General features: G+C 44.9%; 15 protein-coding genes. 2 read left to right on the top strand and 13 right to left on the bottom strand.

All coding sequences use genetic code 11. The annotated features are described in order from the left end of the window. Positions 1-22: 22 nt before the first annotated feature. Genes nuoL through ndhC form a run of 12 tightly spaced genes read right to left on the bottom strand, consistent with a single transcriptional unit; the run spans position 23 to position 11,564 of the window. Positions 23-2,041, bottom strand: coding sequence for an NADH-quinone oxidoreductase subunit L (gene nuoL, locus ABD128_RS08525; protein ID WP_343989160.1), 2,019 nt, complete (start codon positions 2,039-2,041; stop codon positions 23-25). After that, the gene (gene nuoK / locus ABD128_RS08520; protein ID WP_343989158.1) at positions 2,041-2,343 is read right to left on the bottom strand and encodes an NADH-quinone oxidoreductase subunit NuoK; all 303 of its coding nucleotides are present in this window, start codon (positions 2,341-2,343) and stop codon (positions 2,041-2,043) included. The genes nuoL and nuoK overlap by 1 nt, the downstream gene beginning before the upstream one ends. Continuing rightward, the gene (locus tag ABD128_RS08515) at positions 2,340-3,047 is read right to left on the bottom strand and encodes an NADH-quinone oxidoreductase subunit J (RefSeq protein ID WP_343989156.1); all 708 of its coding nucleotides are present in this window, start codon (positions 3,045-3,047) and stop codon (positions 2,340-2,342) included. The genes nuoK and ABD128_RS08515 overlap by 4 nt, the downstream gene beginning before the upstream one ends. Positions 3,048-3,079: 32 nt before the next feature. Beyond that, entirely contained in the window at positions 3,080-3,571 is a 492-nt protein-coding gene (nuoI, locus tag ABD128_RS08510) for an NADH-quinone oxidoreductase subunit NuoI (RefSeq protein ID WP_343989154.1), read from the bottom strand. Next, positions 3,571-4,611 carry an NADH-quinone oxidoreductase subunit NuoH gene (gene nuoH / locus ABD128_RS08505; protein WP_343989152.1) on the bottom strand — a complete coding sequence of 347 codons (1,041 nt, stop codon included), beginning with the start codon at positions 4,609-4,611 and terminating at the stop codon, positions 3,571-3,573. The genes nuoI and nuoH overlap by 1 nt, the downstream gene beginning before the upstream one ends. After that, positions 4,611-6,845 carry an NADH-quinone oxidoreductase subunit NuoG gene (gene nuoG / locus ABD128_RS08500; protein WP_343989150.1) on the bottom strand — a complete coding sequence of 745 codons (2,235 nt, stop codon included), beginning with the start codon at positions 6,843-6,845 and terminating at the stop codon, positions 4,611-4,613. Before nuoG ends, nuoH begins: the two co-directional genes overlap by 1 nt. A gap of 33 nt (positions 6,846-6,878) precedes the next feature. Beyond that, complete coding sequence (gene nuoF, locus ABD128_RS08495; RefSeq protein WP_343989398.1) at positions 6,879-8,168, bottom strand: NADH-quinone oxidoreductase subunit NuoF; 1,290 nt, start codon at positions 8,166-8,168, stop codon at positions 6,879-6,881. A gap of 14 nt (positions 8,169-8,182) precedes the next feature. Next, the gene (locus tag ABD128_RS08490; RefSeq protein WP_343989148.1) at positions 8,183-8,686 is read right to left on the bottom strand and encodes an NADH-quinone oxidoreductase subunit NuoE family protein; all 504 of its coding nucleotides are present in this window, start codon (positions 8,684-8,686) and stop codon (positions 8,183-8,185) included. A 20-nt stretch (positions 8,687-8,706) separates the two neighbouring features. Further along, on the bottom strand, positions 8,707-9,960 hold the full coding sequence (locus tag ABD128_RS08485; protein ID WP_343989146.1) for an NADH-quinone oxidoreductase subunit D: 1,254 nt from the start codon (positions 9,958-9,960) through the stop codon (positions 8,707-8,709). Beyond that, positions 9,953-10,633 carry an NADH-quinone oxidoreductase subunit C gene (locus tag ABD128_RS08480; RefSeq protein WP_343989396.1) on the bottom strand — a complete coding sequence of 227 codons (681 nt, stop codon included), beginning with the start codon at positions 10,631-10,633 and terminating at the stop codon, positions 9,953-9,955. Before ABD128_RS08480 ends, ABD128_RS08485 begins: the two co-directional genes overlap by 8 nt. A 4-nt stretch (positions 10,634-10,637) precedes the next feature. Beyond that, positions 10,638-11,204 carry a NuoB/complex I 20 kDa subunit family protein gene (locus ABD128_RS08475; protein WP_343989144.1) on the bottom strand — a complete coding sequence of 189 codons (567 nt, stop codon included), beginning with the start codon at positions 11,202-11,204 and terminating at the stop codon, positions 10,638-10,640. Positions 11,205-11,207: 3 nt separating this feature from the next. Beyond that, on the bottom strand, positions 11,208-11,564 hold the full coding sequence (gene ndhC, locus ABD128_RS08470; protein ID WP_343989142.1) for an NADH-quinone oxidoreductase subunit A: 357 nt from the start codon (positions 11,562-11,564) through the stop codon (positions 11,208-11,210). A gap of 283 nt (positions 11,565-11,847) precedes the next feature. Here ndhC and ABD128_RS08465 point away from each other — a divergent pair, with 283 nt between their 5' ends. Then, positions 11,848-13,152, top strand: a complete 1,305-nt coding sequence (locus ABD128_RS08465; RefSeq protein ID WP_343989141.1) for a cyclic di-GMP phosphodiesterase — start codon at positions 11,848-11,850, stop codon at positions 13,150-13,152. Between the two features lie 132 nt (positions 13,153-13,284). Beyond that, a complete protein-coding gene (locus ABD128_RS08460; RefSeq protein ID WP_343989140.1) occupies positions 13,285-14,310 on the top strand; it encodes a YheT family hydrolase in 1,026 nt (341 codons plus the stop codon). Between the two features lie 12 nt (positions 14,311-14,322). On the opposite strand, the gene ABD128_RS08455 is transcribed toward ABD128_RS08460, so the two are convergent. Beyond that, the gene (locus ABD128_RS08455; RefSeq protein WP_343989139.1) at positions 14,323-16,110 is read right to left on the bottom strand and encodes a hypothetical protein; all 1,788 of its coding nucleotides are present in this window, start codon (positions 16,108-16,110) and stop codon (positions 14,323-14,325) included. Positions 16,111-16,206: the final 96 nt, after the last annotated feature.

Raw genomic sequence — 16,206 nt, 5'->3', positions numbered from 1 at the left:
TGTTTTATCCATTACCATAACCCTAGCCCTTAAACAGTAGCCACATGAGCAAAGCGACTAAACCTATGACCATCATTAAAGCATAATGGTATAAGTAACCAGTTTGTATTTTTCTGATCTTGGAGGCGATACTTTTTACCGTATTGGTGCCACCATCAATGATGCCTTCGTCGATAATGGCTTTGTCACCATAGCGCCAAAAAACTTGCCCAAGCCAACGTCCACTACGGGCAATAATCTTTTCATTAATTTCATCAAAGAAGTACTTTTTCTCAAGCAGCTTTTTTATTGGCTTAAAGAATATAGCCCACATAGTAATAAAGCGTGGCGCCCAACCATAAACAACCACTGCAGTAACGATCCCTAATAGCAGCATCAGGAATACTGGACTGGTTAAGCCATGTAGCGCAAAATTCACCGCGTTGGTGTAATGGCTTTCAACCGCGCCTAAAACATCGTGCTGTTCAAGAACGCTAATCGAGTCTCGGAAGAAGGAACCAAAGAGTAACGTTTTCCCAAAAACAAAGCCCGCCAGCAAAGACGGTACTGCTAAAGCTATCAATGGCCAGGTAATAACCCTTGGGGACTCATGAATTTGTTGGTATTGCTTCTCTTCGATCCGAGTTTTCCCATGGAAGACCAACAATAATAGCCTAATACTGTATATCGCCGTGACGATCACGCCCGTAAGTACGGCGAAATAGGCAAAGCTGCTAAAGCCACCGCTTGCCTCGGCGCTCGCCGAAATAATCGTATCTTTAGAGTAGAACCCCGAGAAAAACGGCGTTCCAATAAGCGCCAGTGTTCCTATTAATGTACACCAATAGGTTATGGGTAACTTTTTATAAAGCCCCCCCATTTTGCGAATATCCTGCTCATGATGCAGCGCAACAATCACCGAGCCGGCGCCAAGGAACAGAAGTGCTTTAAAGAATGCATGAGTGAATAAGTGGAAGATCGCTGCAGAATACGCTGAGACACCTAATGCAACCACCATATAGCCGAGCTGCGATAAAGTTGAGTAAGCAATAATTCGTTTAATATCGTTCTGAACGATAGCGACTAACCCCATAAATAAAGCGGTAATTGCTCCGATCACTGTGACCATGGCCAGTGCAGTTTCTGAAAACTCGAATAGCGGCGACATTCTCGCCACCATAAAGACACCCGCAGTCACCATTGTTGCGGCATGAATCAAAGCTGAAATCGGGGTTGGGCCTTCCATCGAGTCAGGTAGCCAAATATGCAGAGGAACCTGTGCCGATTTACCCATAGCGCCAATAAATAAGCAGATACAGATAAAGCTCAAGGCTGCCCACTCAACATCACCCCACACAGCAAAGGTTTTATTCAAATCCATCAATGCCAAGGCATTAGCCTGTGGTTGACCGCCTAGAGATACCAACTCTTCAGTCACACTCATAGTGGTAAATATAGGCGCATAATCGAATGTGCCAAACAATAAGAAAATGGCGCCTATGCCTAATATAAAGCCAAAATCACCAACTCTATTAACCAGAAAAGCTTTCATGTTGGCGAAGATTGCTGAATCTTTTTGGTACCAAAATCCGATGAGCAAATAAGAAACCACGCCAACTGCTTCCCAACCGAAGAACAGTTGCAGGAAGTTATTCGACATGACCAGCATCAGCATAGAGAAGGTGAACAGAGAAATATAACTGAAGAATCGCTGATACCCCTGATCATCGTGCATATATCCTATCGAATAAATATGCACCATTAGACTGACAAAGGTCACCACTAACATCATGATCGCCGTCAAGCTATCCAACAAAAATCCGATTTGGATTGTGACATCACCGAAGCTGGCCCACTCATAAATAGTGAGGTCTACTGGCGTCGCATCCCCCCATAGAAATACGAAGAACCATTTAACAGCTATGACAAATGACACAAAGACACCGATAATGGTGATTCGGTGAGTCGTGACTTTACCGAGCTTCTTGCCCAAAAACCCAGCAATAATAGCGCCCATCAATGGCGCCATTACAGCTAATAATAATTGAGCTTGAATCGTCATTAGCCTTTTAACTCCTTTAATTCAGCTACATCAATTTTCTTATTGGTGCGGAATAACACCACTAATATCGCTAAACCAATGGCCGCCTCTGCCGCTGCTACTGTTAAAATAAAGAACACAAAAATCTGGCCAACTTCATCATTAAGGTAACGCGAAAAAGCAATAAAGTTAGTGTTTACAGCCAGCAACATCAGCTCGATACACATTAATAAAGTAATCACGTTTTTACGATTAATGATAATGCCGACCACACTGATGGTAAAAAGTAAGGCACTAACTACTAAATAATGCGTTAAACTCATGAGCTTTTCTCCCCGTCTTTATCACCCTTGTCTTGTTTATTCTTAGACGCTTCTTTCTTAGGTGACTTTTTCTTCGACGACTTTTTCTTAGGTCTTAAGTGCGCATCTTGGCGACGCCCCAACTCCATGGACACAATTTTCAAACGCTCTTCTCGCGTCGTTCGATGCTGCAACGGTACGCTTTGCCCTCTGCGCTCTCGACGACCGCGGAAGGTTAAACTGATTGCAGCTATAATTGCGACCAATAATATTACTCCAGCAATTTCGAAGGCATAAAAATAATCGGTATATAGTAAACGGCCCAAAACCGTCACATTGCTATAGTCTGCGCTGTTTTTAGCTGGCTCAGGGATATCGCCTAACACTTGGCTTCGAATTACCCAGTAAATGGCACCGAATAACGCTAATGCGGTAAGAATCCCAAGCGGTAAATACTTACTAAACCCTGCCCTTAAACTGGCGTAATCCACATCCAGCATCATCACCACAAAGAGGAATAACACCATTACAGCACCGACATAAACCAGCACCAAGGTAACCGCTAAAAACTCAGCTTCTAGCAGCATCCACAAGGCTGCAGCCGAGAAGAAGGTCAGCACCAAGCACAGCACTGCTTGTACCGCATTTTTCATGCTAATCACACCTAAGGCACCAATCACTGTCAGCGTGGCAAAGGTATAAAACACTATAGACTCAACGGTCATAGCTATTCCTATGAAGCAATCTAACTTTCAGTTTATCGATATTTTGCATCTTGCTTTCTATCCTCAGCGATCTGTTCTTCATATTTATCACCAATCGCCAATAACTGTGCTTTTGTTAAAATATTGTCACCTCGTTTTTCAAGGTGATAGTCAAATACTCTAGTCTCGACAATTGAATCCACTGGGCAAGACTCTTCACAGAAGCCGCAGTAAATACACTTAAACATATCAATTTCATAACGCGTAGTGCGCCGCGTGCCATCGCTTTGTCTTGGCCCTGCATCAATGGTAATTGCCGCTGCAGGACAAACTGCCTCGCACAACTTACATCCAATACAGCGTTCCTCGCCATTAGGATAGCGTCGTAGTGCATGCAAGCCTCGAAATCGTGGTGACTGAGGTGTTTGCTCTTCCGGAAACTGTACCGTAACTTTTCGTCGCCATAAGTGCTTACCAGTCACTCGCAAACCATGGAGTAAGTCTTTGAGCGTAAAGCTTGTAAATAAGTGTTTTAATTTAGACATTAGAAAACACCTCGCCCAGCAAACCAAGGGCCAACACCAGCTTTTATCATTAACGCCAGCACCATCAGCCACACCACCGTCACGGGGATAAATACTTTCCAGCCTAGACGCATAATTTGGTCATATCGATAGCGAGGGAACGTTGCTCTAAGCCAAATCATTAGGAATAAGAAAAAGCCCGCTTTTAGCAACAACCAAGCAATTCCCGGAACCCAATTCGTTACCCCTTCCACATAAGGAATTCCTTGAAATGGATTGAGCCATCCGCCGAAGAAGAACAGCGCTGTCAGCACTGAAATCAAAATCATATTGGCGTATTCCGCCAAGAAAAATAGCGCGAATGAAATACCCGCATATTCAACATGAAAGCCCGCCACAATTTCAGACTCACCTTCCGGCAAATCAAACGGGGCTCGGTTTGTTTCGGCCACACCAGAGATCCAGTAAATAACTAACAAAGGCAACAGAGGAATCCAGTACCAATGCCAGAAGCCACCTTCTTGCCCCATCACAATTTGTCCAAGATTCATGGTGCCAGATGCCATTAAAACACCTACCAAGGCAAACCCCATGGCAATCTCGTAGGAAATAATTTGTGAAGCAGAACGTAGTGAACCAATTAGCGCATATTTCGAATTAGATGCCCAGCCGGCAATGATCACGCCATAAACCGCGATAGAGGTCATGGCTAAAATATACAACAACCCAACGTCGGTATCGGCCAATACCAGTTCGACATCAAAAGGAATTACCGCCCAAGCAGCAAAGGATGGTGCTATGAACAACACAGGAGCAAGTAAGAACAAACCTTTATTTGCCCCAGTCGGTATCACCACTTCCTTCATCAACAACTTAATTACATCGGCGATTGGCTGAAGCCAACCTTTAGGCCCCACACGGTTTGGCCCCAAGCGCATCTGCATGTAGCCAATAATCTTGCGCTCGGCGTAAGTTGTGTAGGCCACAGCTAAAATAAGAGAGCCAAGAATCAAACCTATTTTCGCGCCGATAATAAAAAAGTCGATGAGGATATCGAGCATTAGACGCCTCCCACTATGTTATGGAAGGGGCTTAACCTAGGTCGCTTTAAGATTTCTTGACCTTTAGCTAAGACCGTTTCTTGTAGTGAAGGCGAGCGACGTAGCCAACCATCGATTTGGTACATGTTTACAGGTCGAGGCGAGACTCCATCGCGAGCTAATCGCTCAGGGCATTGCCACTTAGGTTTAATTCGATCACCAACTGCGCTCAACCGGCCTTTGACTTCCTTGCGCACTTCTTCTGCCGACACATACTCAAAATTCTTTAAGTTCAGTAAATTTCCGAGAACTCGCAACACTTTCCATGCAGGCTTTGCTTCACCCGGCGCATTTACCGAAGCTGAAAAATCTTGCCATAACCCATTAACATTGACATAAGAGCCTGAGGATTCTAAAAAGCTTCCGATAGGTAAAATGACGTCTGCATACTCAAAAGCTTCGTCGTCAGCATGGCACGTTAATGAAACCACAAAGTCCGCATTAAGAAGAGATTGCTTAGCCACCTCCCCAATCACAGACTCTTTCCCTGGCTCAGTTTTTAATAAGACAAAACCTTTCTTACCTTGCTCAAAAATGTCTTTGATGTGCTGACCATCTTGTTCAACATCGGCACCCGCAGGACCGCGATGCGGAATGGCTCCTGCGAGATAAGCACCGACGCTGTTACCTCCGTGTGGTAAGAAGCCATATGTGGAACCTGACAAGTTTGCAATCGCTTTTGCCATCAAGCGGATCTCGCCCGCATGGCTAAATTCTAATGCTGTCGCGCCCAGAATAATGCTTGAGTGTTCGCCCTGTAAAAGCATTTCACCAATTTCGCGATGCTCTTGACTAATATTGATAGGCGCTAATAATTTTTCTAGGCCTTCGATATCCATTGTATCGGCCCATTGCTCTTTGTTTTTATCAGGTTGATGTTGGTATAAATACTTAGTGATGCCGGCTAATTGGACTAACCAAGTTTCAGCATCGGCTAAGATCTCATGACTTAAACTAAAGTTATGATAAACAGGGTAAAGACCAACTGAGGCAACGCGTCCAAATCGAGTCGCTTTGCGCAGCCTCAGTGAAGCTAAGGGTTGCTCTTTTCTTAGATTAGCCCCAATCAGCAAAGTGGCATCCAAATTTTCAAGCTCAGATAACTCAACTCCTAGTTCTGGGTGTAAAGGCTCAAACTGCTGACAAGAAAAATCCGTTATTCGCAAACGATGATCGATATTGTTCGAGCCTAAACCACGCATGACTTTTTGTAATAAATACATTTCTTCGGTGGTCGAGCTTGGATGTGCTATCGCCGCGATTTGATTGGCGCCATCGGTTTGCACCATCATGTTCAGCTTGCTCGCGGTTCGCTCTAATGCACTTTCCCAGTCAGATTCTTTCCACTCACCGTTGAGCTTTATCATAGGCTTTAGTAATCGCTCACTCTTATCAATAGCTTCATAAGAATAGCGATCGCGATCCGCCAGCCACACTTCATTCACCGCTTCATTATCTTTCGGTACGACACGGATAACTTTGTCGCGCAAGGTGTGCACGTGAATATTAGCGCCAATACAGTCATGTGGCGATACAGAATCACGCTGAGTCATTTCCCAGGCGCGCGCCTGATAGCGCGAGGGCTTAGCCGTTAAGGCACCGACAGGGCACAAATCAATAATATTGCCAGACACTTCCGAGTCCACTGATTGCTCGATAAAAGTGCTGATTTCCATATGCTCACCGCGTCCAACCGCACCGAGCTCACGGATCCCCGCAATCTCGCGACCAAAACGCACACAGCGCGTACAGTGGATGCAACGCGTCATTTCTGTTTCGATCAAAGGGCCAAGATCTTCGTCCACCACGGCTCGCTTCTTCTCGCTAAAGCGCGACACATCGTTACCATATTCTAAAGCCACGTCCTGCAATTCACACTCACCACCCTGATCGCAAATCGGACAATCAAGAGGATGGTTGATCAATAAAAACTCCATGACGGACTTTTGAGAGTCTTGTGCGAAATCAGACTGTGTATTAATCACCATACCATCGGATATCGGTGTGGCGCAGGCAGGTAGCGGTTTTCTACCGCCATCTACTTCGACTAAGCACATGCGACAGTTTGCCGCTATTGAGAGTTTTTTGTGATAACAAAAACGAGGAATGGTAATGCCATGAGCATCCGCCACTTCAATAATCATAGAGCCTTGCTCGGCTTCTATTTTTTTACCATCAATTTCGATTGAAACCATTGGTTAAACTCTTCCTCGTTAATTAACTCGTGTCTAACTGACTTTGCGTGCCTTCGAGCTGGTTTGTGGCTGTTTAATTTTTGCCACAAACTCATCTCTAAAATGTTTAATAAAACTCTGAACCGGCATGGCAGCGGCATCTCCAAGCGCGCAAATGGTCCGCCCCATAATGTTACCAGCAATTTCGTCTAGTTTATCCAAATCCTCAAGCTTACCCTCGCCACGATTAATGCGCATGATCATGCGTGACATCCAGCCTGTACCTTCACGGCATGGAGTGCACTGGCCACAAGATTCTTCATAGTAAAAATGCGCAATACGTGCCAACACTTCCACCATATCAGTGTCTTCATCCATAATAATAACCGCGCCTGAGCCAAGCATAGAGCCGGCCTTACTTAATGCGTCATAATCCATGGTCAAATTCATCATGGTTTTAGCCGTTAACACTGGTGCACTGGAGCCCCCAGGGATGACGGCTTTAAGCTTTTTACCATCTTTCATGCCTCCCGCCATTTCCAGTAAATCTTTAAACGGCGTACCTAAGCCTATTTCATAGTTTCCAGGCTTGTTGACATGACCTGACACTGAAAAGATTTTCGTGCCACCATTATTCTCTTTGCCAAGCTCTAAGAACCACTGCCCACCCTTCTCTAATATTACCGGGACTGAAGCAAAGCTCTCCGTATTGTTTACGTTGGTTGGTCGTCCGAATAGCCCATAGTTTGCTGGAAATGGCGGTTTAAATCGTGGCTGACCTTTTTTGCCTTCTAGCGATTCTAAAAGCGCGGTTTCTTCACCACAAATATAAGCGCCAGCACCAATATGACTGTGCAAATCAAAGTCCACGCCCGACTCTAGAATATTCTTTCCTAACAGCCCAGCCTCATAAGCTTCTTTCAGCGCCTGCTCAAAACGTTCGATGGGCTCATAAAACTCACCGCGCATATAGTTATAACCAACCGTTGCACCCATAACATAACCACCAATCGCCATGCCTTCGATCAGCTGGTGTGGGTTAAATCGTAAAATATCGCGATCTTTAAAAGTGCCCGGCTCGCCTTCATCCGAGTTACACACCACATATTTTTGCCCAGGGGCGTACTTTGGCATAAAGCTCCACTTCAAGCCCGTCGGGAAGCCGGCACCACCACGGCCACGCAGTGCTGACAGCTTTAATTCTTCAATAATCTCTTCGGCAGGCGTTTGCTCGGCAAGAATTTTGCGCCACATAGCGTAGCCGCCAGCTGACTCATAGGTCTTCAGCGTCCACGGCTGGTCGAGCTGTAATGTCCTAAAGCAAACTTCATTCGCCATAATCAGTGCTAATCCCGAACTTATTTCAGTTCGCGAATAAGGCTTGCCACCTTATCCACGGTTAAATTTTCATGGAACTGCTTATTCACTTCGAGCATGGGTGCTCCACCACAGGCAGCCATACACTCCACTTCTTTTAGTGTAAAAGTACCATCTTGGGTTGTTTCTCCGGGCTCAACCCCAAGTTCCTCTTTGAACCACCTTTTTATATCTTCGCTTCCAGCCAGCATACATGACACATTGGTACACAAAGAAACCACATATTTGCCCGCTTCTTTTAAGCGGAACATAGAATAAAATGTCGCGACTTCATAAGCGGCAATTTTCGGACAACTCAGGTATTCGGCAACTGCATCCATTAACTCTTGGGTTAGGTAACCGTGCTCTTCCTGAGCAATCATCAGGATCGGAATAATCGCTGCGCGCTTTCGCTCCTCTGGATATTTACTTACCCAGTTGGCGGCTTGCTCCAGTCCTTCTGTACTGAGCAGTTCCTGCAATGTTTTCGTTTCTGAATTTGCCATAGTTATCATTCAACTCATCGCTAACGATCAATTTCACCGAAAACGATATCTTGTGTGCCAATCACTGCCACCACGTCAGCTAACATGTGACCTTTGACCATTTCATTCATTGCCGCTAGGTGCGCAAAACCCGCAGCGCGAATCTTTACTCGGTAGGGTTTATTGGCGCCATCGGATACTAAATAGATTCCGAACTCACCCTTAGGGTGCTCAACCGCTGAATAAGCCTCGCCCTCTGGTACACAGTAACCTTCAGTGAATAATTTAAAATGGTGAATAAGAGCTTCCATGTCATGTTTCATGGTTTCTCTATCAGGCGGCGTTACCTTGTGATTATCTAGCATCACAGGTCCTGGATTTTTTCGGAGCCACTCGATGCACTGACGGATAATGTGGTTAGACTGGCGCATCTCTTCGACACGAACCAAATACCTATCATAGCAGTCGCCCGTTTTACCTAAAGGAATATCAAACTCTAACTCGTCATACACTTCGTAGGGTTGTTTTTTTCGTAAATCCCAAGCAACCCCTGAGCCACGCAACATTGGTCCTGAGAATCCGAGTTGTAACGCTCGTTCTGCAGGTACTACGGCCACACCGACGGTTCGTTGCTTCCAAATACGATTTTCCGTCAGCAAACTTTCATAATCATCGATACAGCCCGGGAAGCGTTCAGTAAAATCCCACAAGTAATCCAACAAGGAGCCTTGGCGATCAGCATTTAACTCTTCCGCTTTTTTCTTATCGGTAAATGGCGATTCTTTGTATTGCGGCATGCTATCGGGCAGATCGCGATAGACCCCCCCAGGACGGAAATAGGTCGCATGCATACGAGCGCCACTGACTGCTTCATAAGCATCCATCAAAGCTTCGCGCTCGCGGAAAGTATAAAGAAACACCGTCATAGCGCCTATATCCAAGCCGTGAGCGCCTAGCCACATCAAGTGGTTTAAGATTCTGGTAATCTCAGCAAACATCACGCGAATGTATTGTGCACGCTTTGGAGGCGTGATACCCATCAGCTTCTCAATCGCCATGACATAAGCATGTTCATTCGACATCATTGATACATAATCCAATCGGTCCATGTAGCCAATGCTTTGGTTATAGGGCTTACTTTCGGCGAGTTTTTCGGTAGCGCGATGCAATAGGCCAACGTGTGGATCGGCGCGAACCACTGTCTCGCCATCCATCTCTAAAATTAATCTTAATACACCATGGGCCGCTGGATGCTGTGGACCAAAGTTAATCGTGTAATTACGAATCTCAGGCATCACTTCCTCCTTGTTCAGGAGCGGCAACATACACTGTCTGCTCTTTATTTTTGCGGATCACTCGGGGCACTAATACTCGTGGCTCAATCGACACAGGTTCATAAACACAGCGGTTTTGTTTGGCATCAAAGCGTAACTCAACATTCCCTATTAACGGGAAGTCTTTTCGGAACGGATGACCAACAAAGCCATAGTCAGTTAATATGCGGCGTAGATCAGGATGCCCCGTAAATAGTATACCGAAGAGGTCGAAAGCCTCACGCTCATACCAATTAGCGCTAGCCCAGATGTCGATAACGGAAGCGATTGTGGGACGGTTTTCTTGGACAAAACATTTAACTCGAAGACGCTGGTTAAGACTAATAGAAAGCAAGTGATAAACCACCGCAAATCGTTCACCTTGCCATGGCTGATTCACAGCTTGCGACTCTTCTCTGCCACGGCTAAAACCAACTCCACTGGCTTCTGTCGTTGCCCATTCATCTTGACCATAAGTCATGTAGTCAACTACCGTTAAATCTATTAGCTGCTCAAACGCTAACTCATCGCGATCTCGAAGCTGGCGACACACATCCAACAAGTTTTCTTTGCTGACCTCAATCGTTACTTCGCCTAGAGCTTCTTCATTAGCAATCAATGAATCTGCAAACACGTCATTAAGTTGCTGTTTCAAAGCTTTAGGCACTGGTCACCTCGCTTTCAGAGTTATCCCTAGAGTCTGCATTTTTTAATCTATCTGCTTGAGAATTACGATTATGGCGGGCATTTCTGGCAATCACAGTCTGGCGCTTAATTTTATTTTGTAGTTGGATAATTCCGTAAAGTAAGGCCTCTGCCGTTGGCGGACAGCCAGGGACATAAATATCAACAGGTATAATACGATCACAACCGCGAACTACGGAGTATGAATAATGATAATAGCCGCCACCATTAGCGCACGACCCCATCGAGATGACCCACTTAGGTTCAGGCATCTGATCATAAACACGGCGCAATGCTGGCGCCATTTTATTGGTAAGAGTTCCTGCCACAATCATTACATCAGACTGGCGTGGGCTCGGTCTGAATATAACACCGAACCGGTCCATATCGTATCGAGCTGCGCCAGCGTGCATCATTTCAACAGCACAACACGCAAGACCAAAAGTCACGGGCCACATTGAACCGGTGCGCGCCCAGTCCAGTAAATCCTGAATACTGGTGGTTACAAATCCGTCGCTATTTAATTTATCCTCTAAACCCATGCCTTACTCCCACTCTAATGCGCCTTTTTTCCATTCATAGGCAAAGCCGATCAATAACAACAATAAAAAAACACCCATTGTTGTAAAGCCAAACCACCCTATCTCATCTAGCACAATGGCCCATGGAAACAAAAAAGCGATTTCGAGATCAAATATAATAAAGAGAATAGCTACCAGATAAAAACGCACATCAAACTTCATTCGAGAGTCTTCAAAAGCATCGAAGCCACACTCAAACGGTTTATTTTTAGCCTCATTCGGCTCGGTAGGGCTGGCAAAATAGCCCACCAATAGTAAGCCTACCCCAAACAGTAAGCCTATCAGGATGAAGACAAGAATTGGTGCGTATTGCTCTATCATAGGTCTATTATTTTGCCTGTGGAATTAACTCTAACTTGTTATAAATCAATAATATTTAGGCATTCTTATCGAATACCTTACCAGTAGATTTTAACTTTGGCTAGTGATGATTATACGCTAAGAATGATCGTCAACAATAAATTGAAAGTGACGCCAAAGTTTATTCAGTTTCAACCTAAACCTTGTCACTTATAGGTTTTACCTTTTGTGAAATAAGTCACTTTTTATTGCAAATATGACTCATTGTTTTATGATGGGTATTCGGGGAAGGGAGGAATTGGATATGTTTGACTCATTTCTACATTTATTAGGGATTAAGCCTAAAGCAGAGGTTGTCTTAGATAGCCGACCAAAAGCAACCACTACTCACAAAGTAGAAAAGAAGAAAATCTCCGTTCAAAAGCTTGCTAAAGGAATGACAGTAGTAGAGTTAGACCGTCCTTGGACTGAAATACCGGTCCTTTTTCAAGAGATCACCATTGAGTCTGACAAAGAAATTGCCCTTCTACAGAAATACTGTCAACACGTTTATATTGATTACCACTCTTACAACACCATTTATGCAGAGCAACTTCGCGATCGAAAGCGCACTTCCATTTACAAGAAACCAAACCTAACACCTCAAGAAGCGAGCGCTAAACTTCGAGAGGAAATGCCACGAGCTACGAAAGCCTTTGATAAATCGCGAAAGCATATTCTGGAGTTGATGGCAGATGTTCAGCGTGACAGCAAAATTGATATTGAGGGTTCTAAAGAACTTGTATCTAGCTGTGTTGATAGTATTTTGAGTGATGAGACAGCTTTATTTTGGCTGTCTAAAATTAAAAACAAAGACGAATATACCTCAGAGCATTGTGTTCGCGTAGGCATATTAGCCATAGCATTCGGCAAATACTTGCAACTTCCACGGGAACAGCTAGAAATGCTGGGGCTGTGTGGGATTCTTCACGATGTTGGCAAAATGAAGGTTCCACAACATATTTTAAACAAAGAAGGTCCGTTAACACCTGACGAGTTTAAAATCATTAAAGAGCACACTGTTTTAGGTTACGTTTTCTTGCGTAACCATGGTGGCATTGATGAGCAAGTATGTACCACAGCCTATAATCATCACGAACGCCTCAATGGTAAAGGTTACCCTCGTAAAGCAAATGAGGAAGTATTGTCACTGTATGACCGCATTATTGCGATAATTGACAGCTACGATGCCATGATTAGTGACCGTTGTTACCGTAAAGGGATGCCCCCTTCAAGAGCCTTAAACCAGCTCTATAAAGGTCGAGGTGAGCTATACGATGTTGAACTTGTGAAACAATTCATACAGATGGTTGGTGTATACCCTGTCGGTAGTTTAATTGAAATGAATAATGGCCAAGTAGGCGTCGTTCTAACCGTTAATGAAAACAGTAAGCTTGAACCCGTTGTCGAGTTGGTTACGGACGCTGAACGAAATTTGATAAAACCAATCTCCATAGACTTAACCAAGCAGCCAAAAGATGAGAACGGACAGCCTTTAAAGATCCTACATACCTTGGCGGATAACGAGGTCGACTTTGATTTAGAAGCGATAATAAAAGGGGCGGCATGACCTTCTAGGTTATTCTCACCACTGAGTATTACACTTTACTTCAAATAAGAGTGGTCTAATGCTTTAATTCCGGTTTGTACTCGTCTCCCGATTGCTCTAGAGTATTACTACCGAATCTTGTTTTCACAGTTTATGCCAAAGAACTCTGTACCATACCTTGATTACAAACCGCCCTTCTGGTGTCAAAATCAACATTTTCAGTCGCTACTGGCCAGTTTTAAACTCCGACGTTCTAGTTTAAAGAGAAAAGCAAAGGACCTGATTAATAACAGCCAAGAACATATTATTCAATGTCAAGACGGCGTGCGTTTGCAAAGTTTCTACACACCATGCAAAAGCTTAAATGGTGATGCACAACCACTAGCTATATTAATTCACGGCTGGGAAGGTAGTCACCAGTCCCTGTATTTATTATCAGCAGCCAACACACTTTACAACTTAGGGTATTCAGTTGTTCGACTTAATTTGCGTGATCATGGTAGCAGTCATCATTTAAACGCTGACTTATTCCACTCCAACCGGTTAGATGAAGTAGTTCAGGCGGTACAAACTATTCAATCGAAATACCAACCCAGTAAAACACTACTTTGTGGCTTTTCATTGGGTGGAAACTTTGCGCTACGAGTCACTAACAAAGCGACTACGCATAATATTAGCCTTGATCATACCATCGCTTTTTGCCCTGCTTTAGACCCTGCTGATGTATTGATAAAACTAGAGACAAGTTGGTCATTGTATATCAAGTACTTCATGCTTAAATGGAAACGTTCGATCCGTAAAAAACAAAGTATTTTCCCTGATTTATACGATCTCGAAGAGGACTTACAAACAGATTCAATGCGCGAATTGACTGAAAAGCTGGTTAAGTTTTATGGTGAGTATGACTCCATTAATGATTATTTCGATGGCTATAATATTTGTCATCAGCGACTCAATAACATTGATACTAAAACTACTATTATCATGAGCCAGGATGATCCTATTATTGATTATCGTGGTATTTATACCTTGCCTGACAGTCCCTTCATTCACAAGTATGTCACTCGTCATGGCGGTCATTGTGGATACGTTAAGAATCGTCGCTTAGAGAGTTGGATGGATGATTTCATTGGTCAAGAAGCGAAAGCTCTATTGAAAGAGCTCTCGCCTGCTGATTAATCTAATTAGATACTAATAATCCTCAGGGGCCGCCGAATAAGTAACCTCAACCGTGATGGTCACTGTATCCCCTAGCATTAAATTTACAGTAGCTTGTATATTTTGCCCTGTGGTAGTTAGGCTGGAACAGTTGGCCGCCGGAGAACAGCTTACCGAATCAATATTCAATCCTGCAGGAACTGTATCTGATACTAACGCACCGCTAACATCCCCCGGGCCGTCATTGCTCACAGCAATACTGTAAGTGCGTGTGGCTCCAGGTTGATAATCCCCAAGAGTATCACTTTTAGTCACTCTTATATCTGCAGTGCAAGGATAACGGCCCGCACCCGAAGAGCGAGAGCCAGCCCCTCCACTCACTGCGCCGTGAGCTTCGTTGCGAGTCGTAGTAGTACCATTTGCCCCTCCACTTAAGTTGACGCTAGGAGCACCAGCCCCTGGTGAAAATATCAAGTACCCGCCACTACCACCGCCACCAGGGCCATGCATTGAGTTTGCTCCTGTGTTTGCAGGATCAGCATCACCGCCCTGACCACCGCTAATATCCACCGTAACACCGCCTAAGCCCGATGTAGCCGTCAAGGCTACACTACCGCCGGCACCAGCACCGCCGCCACCATCGTTTTGTGGCGATTGTACGCCATCAGCACCAGAAGCATTCAGCGTAAGACTGCCAACTACTATGTTAGCTCGAACGATAATAATACCGCCACCGGCACCACCGTGCGGCTGACCTGTATTATTCGCCAAGCCAGCACCACCACCGCCACCCATGACAATTCGATTGAGTGATGATGGGAAGCTTGCGCCGCCGATACCACCGACATTCTCAGTTGCTGGGTTTAAGTCCCAGCCAACACCACCGTTACCTCCATTGCTAACGTTTCCGCCACCACCACCGCCAGAGTCGTTGCCCGCGTTACTCCATTCGTTGCCGCCACCACCTGCATTACCTGGCGCACCACGCCCATAATCCCCACCAGGATAACCGTCGCTAATTGCAACTCCATTTGTATCGATTACCTGCGTTCCATCGAATACATACTGTGGTGTGCCCGCGATTCCTTCGCCTTTACTAGAGTGGCGCAAGTTAGTGCCACTATTATTGTTAGCTTCTGTATCTACGTAAAAAAAACGGCTAGTGGCATCAGCCGCAAAACCTGTGCGGCGGTGTGCTCCACCTCTAAAACCAAGACCACTGACATCGATCGTACCGCCAGCACCATTTAAGGTATTAGCCACATCAATAGCCACGACGCCACCTTTTCGTCCGTCCCACGGCGCAGCAGTCACGGTGCCACTGATGGTTGCATTATTGTATTGTGGGACTTTAATAACTTGAAAGCGATGTTGCCCTCGAGTCAAAGTAGTATCAGCGTTTGTGTAACTGTAAGTCAGCCCTTCGCTTAAGTTTACGCTTGGGCCTATTACTGATTCGACCCTCGCAAATTCATACCTACCGGTTTGATTAAGAGCAGTGTAGCCACGCCCCGAAGTGCCGCCACTACCGTAGGCGCTTGAATTAGCAGTATTAAACTGGGCATCCTGCATTTGCATGATGATTACCAAATCACCCGTTGCTAATGACTCATTGGCACCGCTCGATGCACCTACAGTGAAAGTTGTAGAACCAGCTGAGGCACTGCTGGCTCCCTCGTAATAAGTATTGACTACCCCAGAAATAGACTGATCGCCATCGCTCGCAGGAACCGCACACATGGCAGCTTTTGCCCCAGAGGTAAGAAATAAACTAGTTATAACAAAAAAGGTTATCAACCACGCAATATTTTTATTGTTCATATTAGTACCAAAAATTCGACAAAAGTGTTTGATTTGTCGATAAATTAATCATATTCAATCAAAACTTATTATAGCCATCATTACCTGATTAACAAT

Origin of the sequence: Kangiella japonica (assembly GCF_039523535.1) — a bacterium.
Lineage (GTDB): Bacteria > Pseudomonadota > Gammaproteobacteria > Enterobacterales > Kangiellaceae > Kangiella > Kangiella japonica.
This window is presented reverse-complemented; position numbering and strand designations above follow the sequence as displayed.

What these genes read in the sequence shown, in the direction of transcription:
- nuoL (WP_343989160.1), bottom strand. Translation starts at nt 2,041, where the DNA reads ATGACGATTCAAGCTCAATTATTATTAGCTGTAATGGCGCCATTGATG.
- nuoK (WP_343989158.1), bottom strand. Translation starts at nt 2,343, where the DNA reads ATGAGTTTAACGCATTATTTAGTAGTTAGTGCCTTACTTTTTACCATC.
- ABD128_RS08515 (WP_343989156.1), bottom strand. Translation starts at nt 3,047, where the DNA reads ATGACCGTTGAGTCTATAGTGTTTTATACCTTTGCCACGCTGACAGTG.
- nuoI (WP_343989154.1), bottom strand. Translation starts at nt 3,571, where the DNA reads ATGTCTAAATTAAAACACTTATTTACAAGCTTTACGCTCAAAGACTTA.
- nuoH (WP_343989152.1), bottom strand. Translation starts at nt 4,611, where the DNA reads ATGCTCGATATCCTCATCGACTTTTTTATTATCGGCGCGAAAATAGGT.
- nuoG (WP_343989150.1), bottom strand. Translation starts at nt 6,845, where the DNA reads ATGGTTTCAATCGAAATTGATGGTAAAAAAATAGAAGCCGAGCAAGGC.
- ABD128_RS08490 (WP_343989148.1), bottom strand. Translation starts at nt 8,686, where the DNA reads ATGGCAAATTCAGAAACGAAAACATTGCAGGAACTGCTCAGTACAGAA.
- ABD128_RS08485 (WP_343989146.1), bottom strand. Translation starts at nt 9,960, where the DNA reads ATGCCTGAGATTCGTAATTACACGATTAACTTTGGTCCACAGCATCCA.
- ABD128_RS08475 (WP_343989144.1), bottom strand. Translation starts at nt 11,204, where the DNA reads ATGGGTTTAGAGGATAAATTAAATAGCGACGGATTTGTAACCACCAGT.
- ndhC (WP_343989142.1), bottom strand. Translation starts at nt 11,564, where the DNA reads ATGATAGAGCAATACGCACCAATTCTTGTCTTCATCCTGATAGGCTTA.
- ABD128_RS08465 (WP_343989141.1), top strand. Translation starts at nt 11,848, where the DNA reads ATGTTTGACTCATTTCTACATTTATTAGGGATTAAGCCTAAAGCAGAG.
- ABD128_RS08460 (WP_343989140.1), top strand. Translation starts at nt 13,285, where the DNA reads ATGCCAAAGAACTCTGTACCATACCTTGATTACAAACCGCCCTTCTGG.
- ABD128_RS08455 (WP_343989139.1), bottom strand. Translation starts at nt 16,110, where the DNA reads ATGAACAATAAAAATATTGCGTGGTTGATAACCTTTTTTGTTATAACT.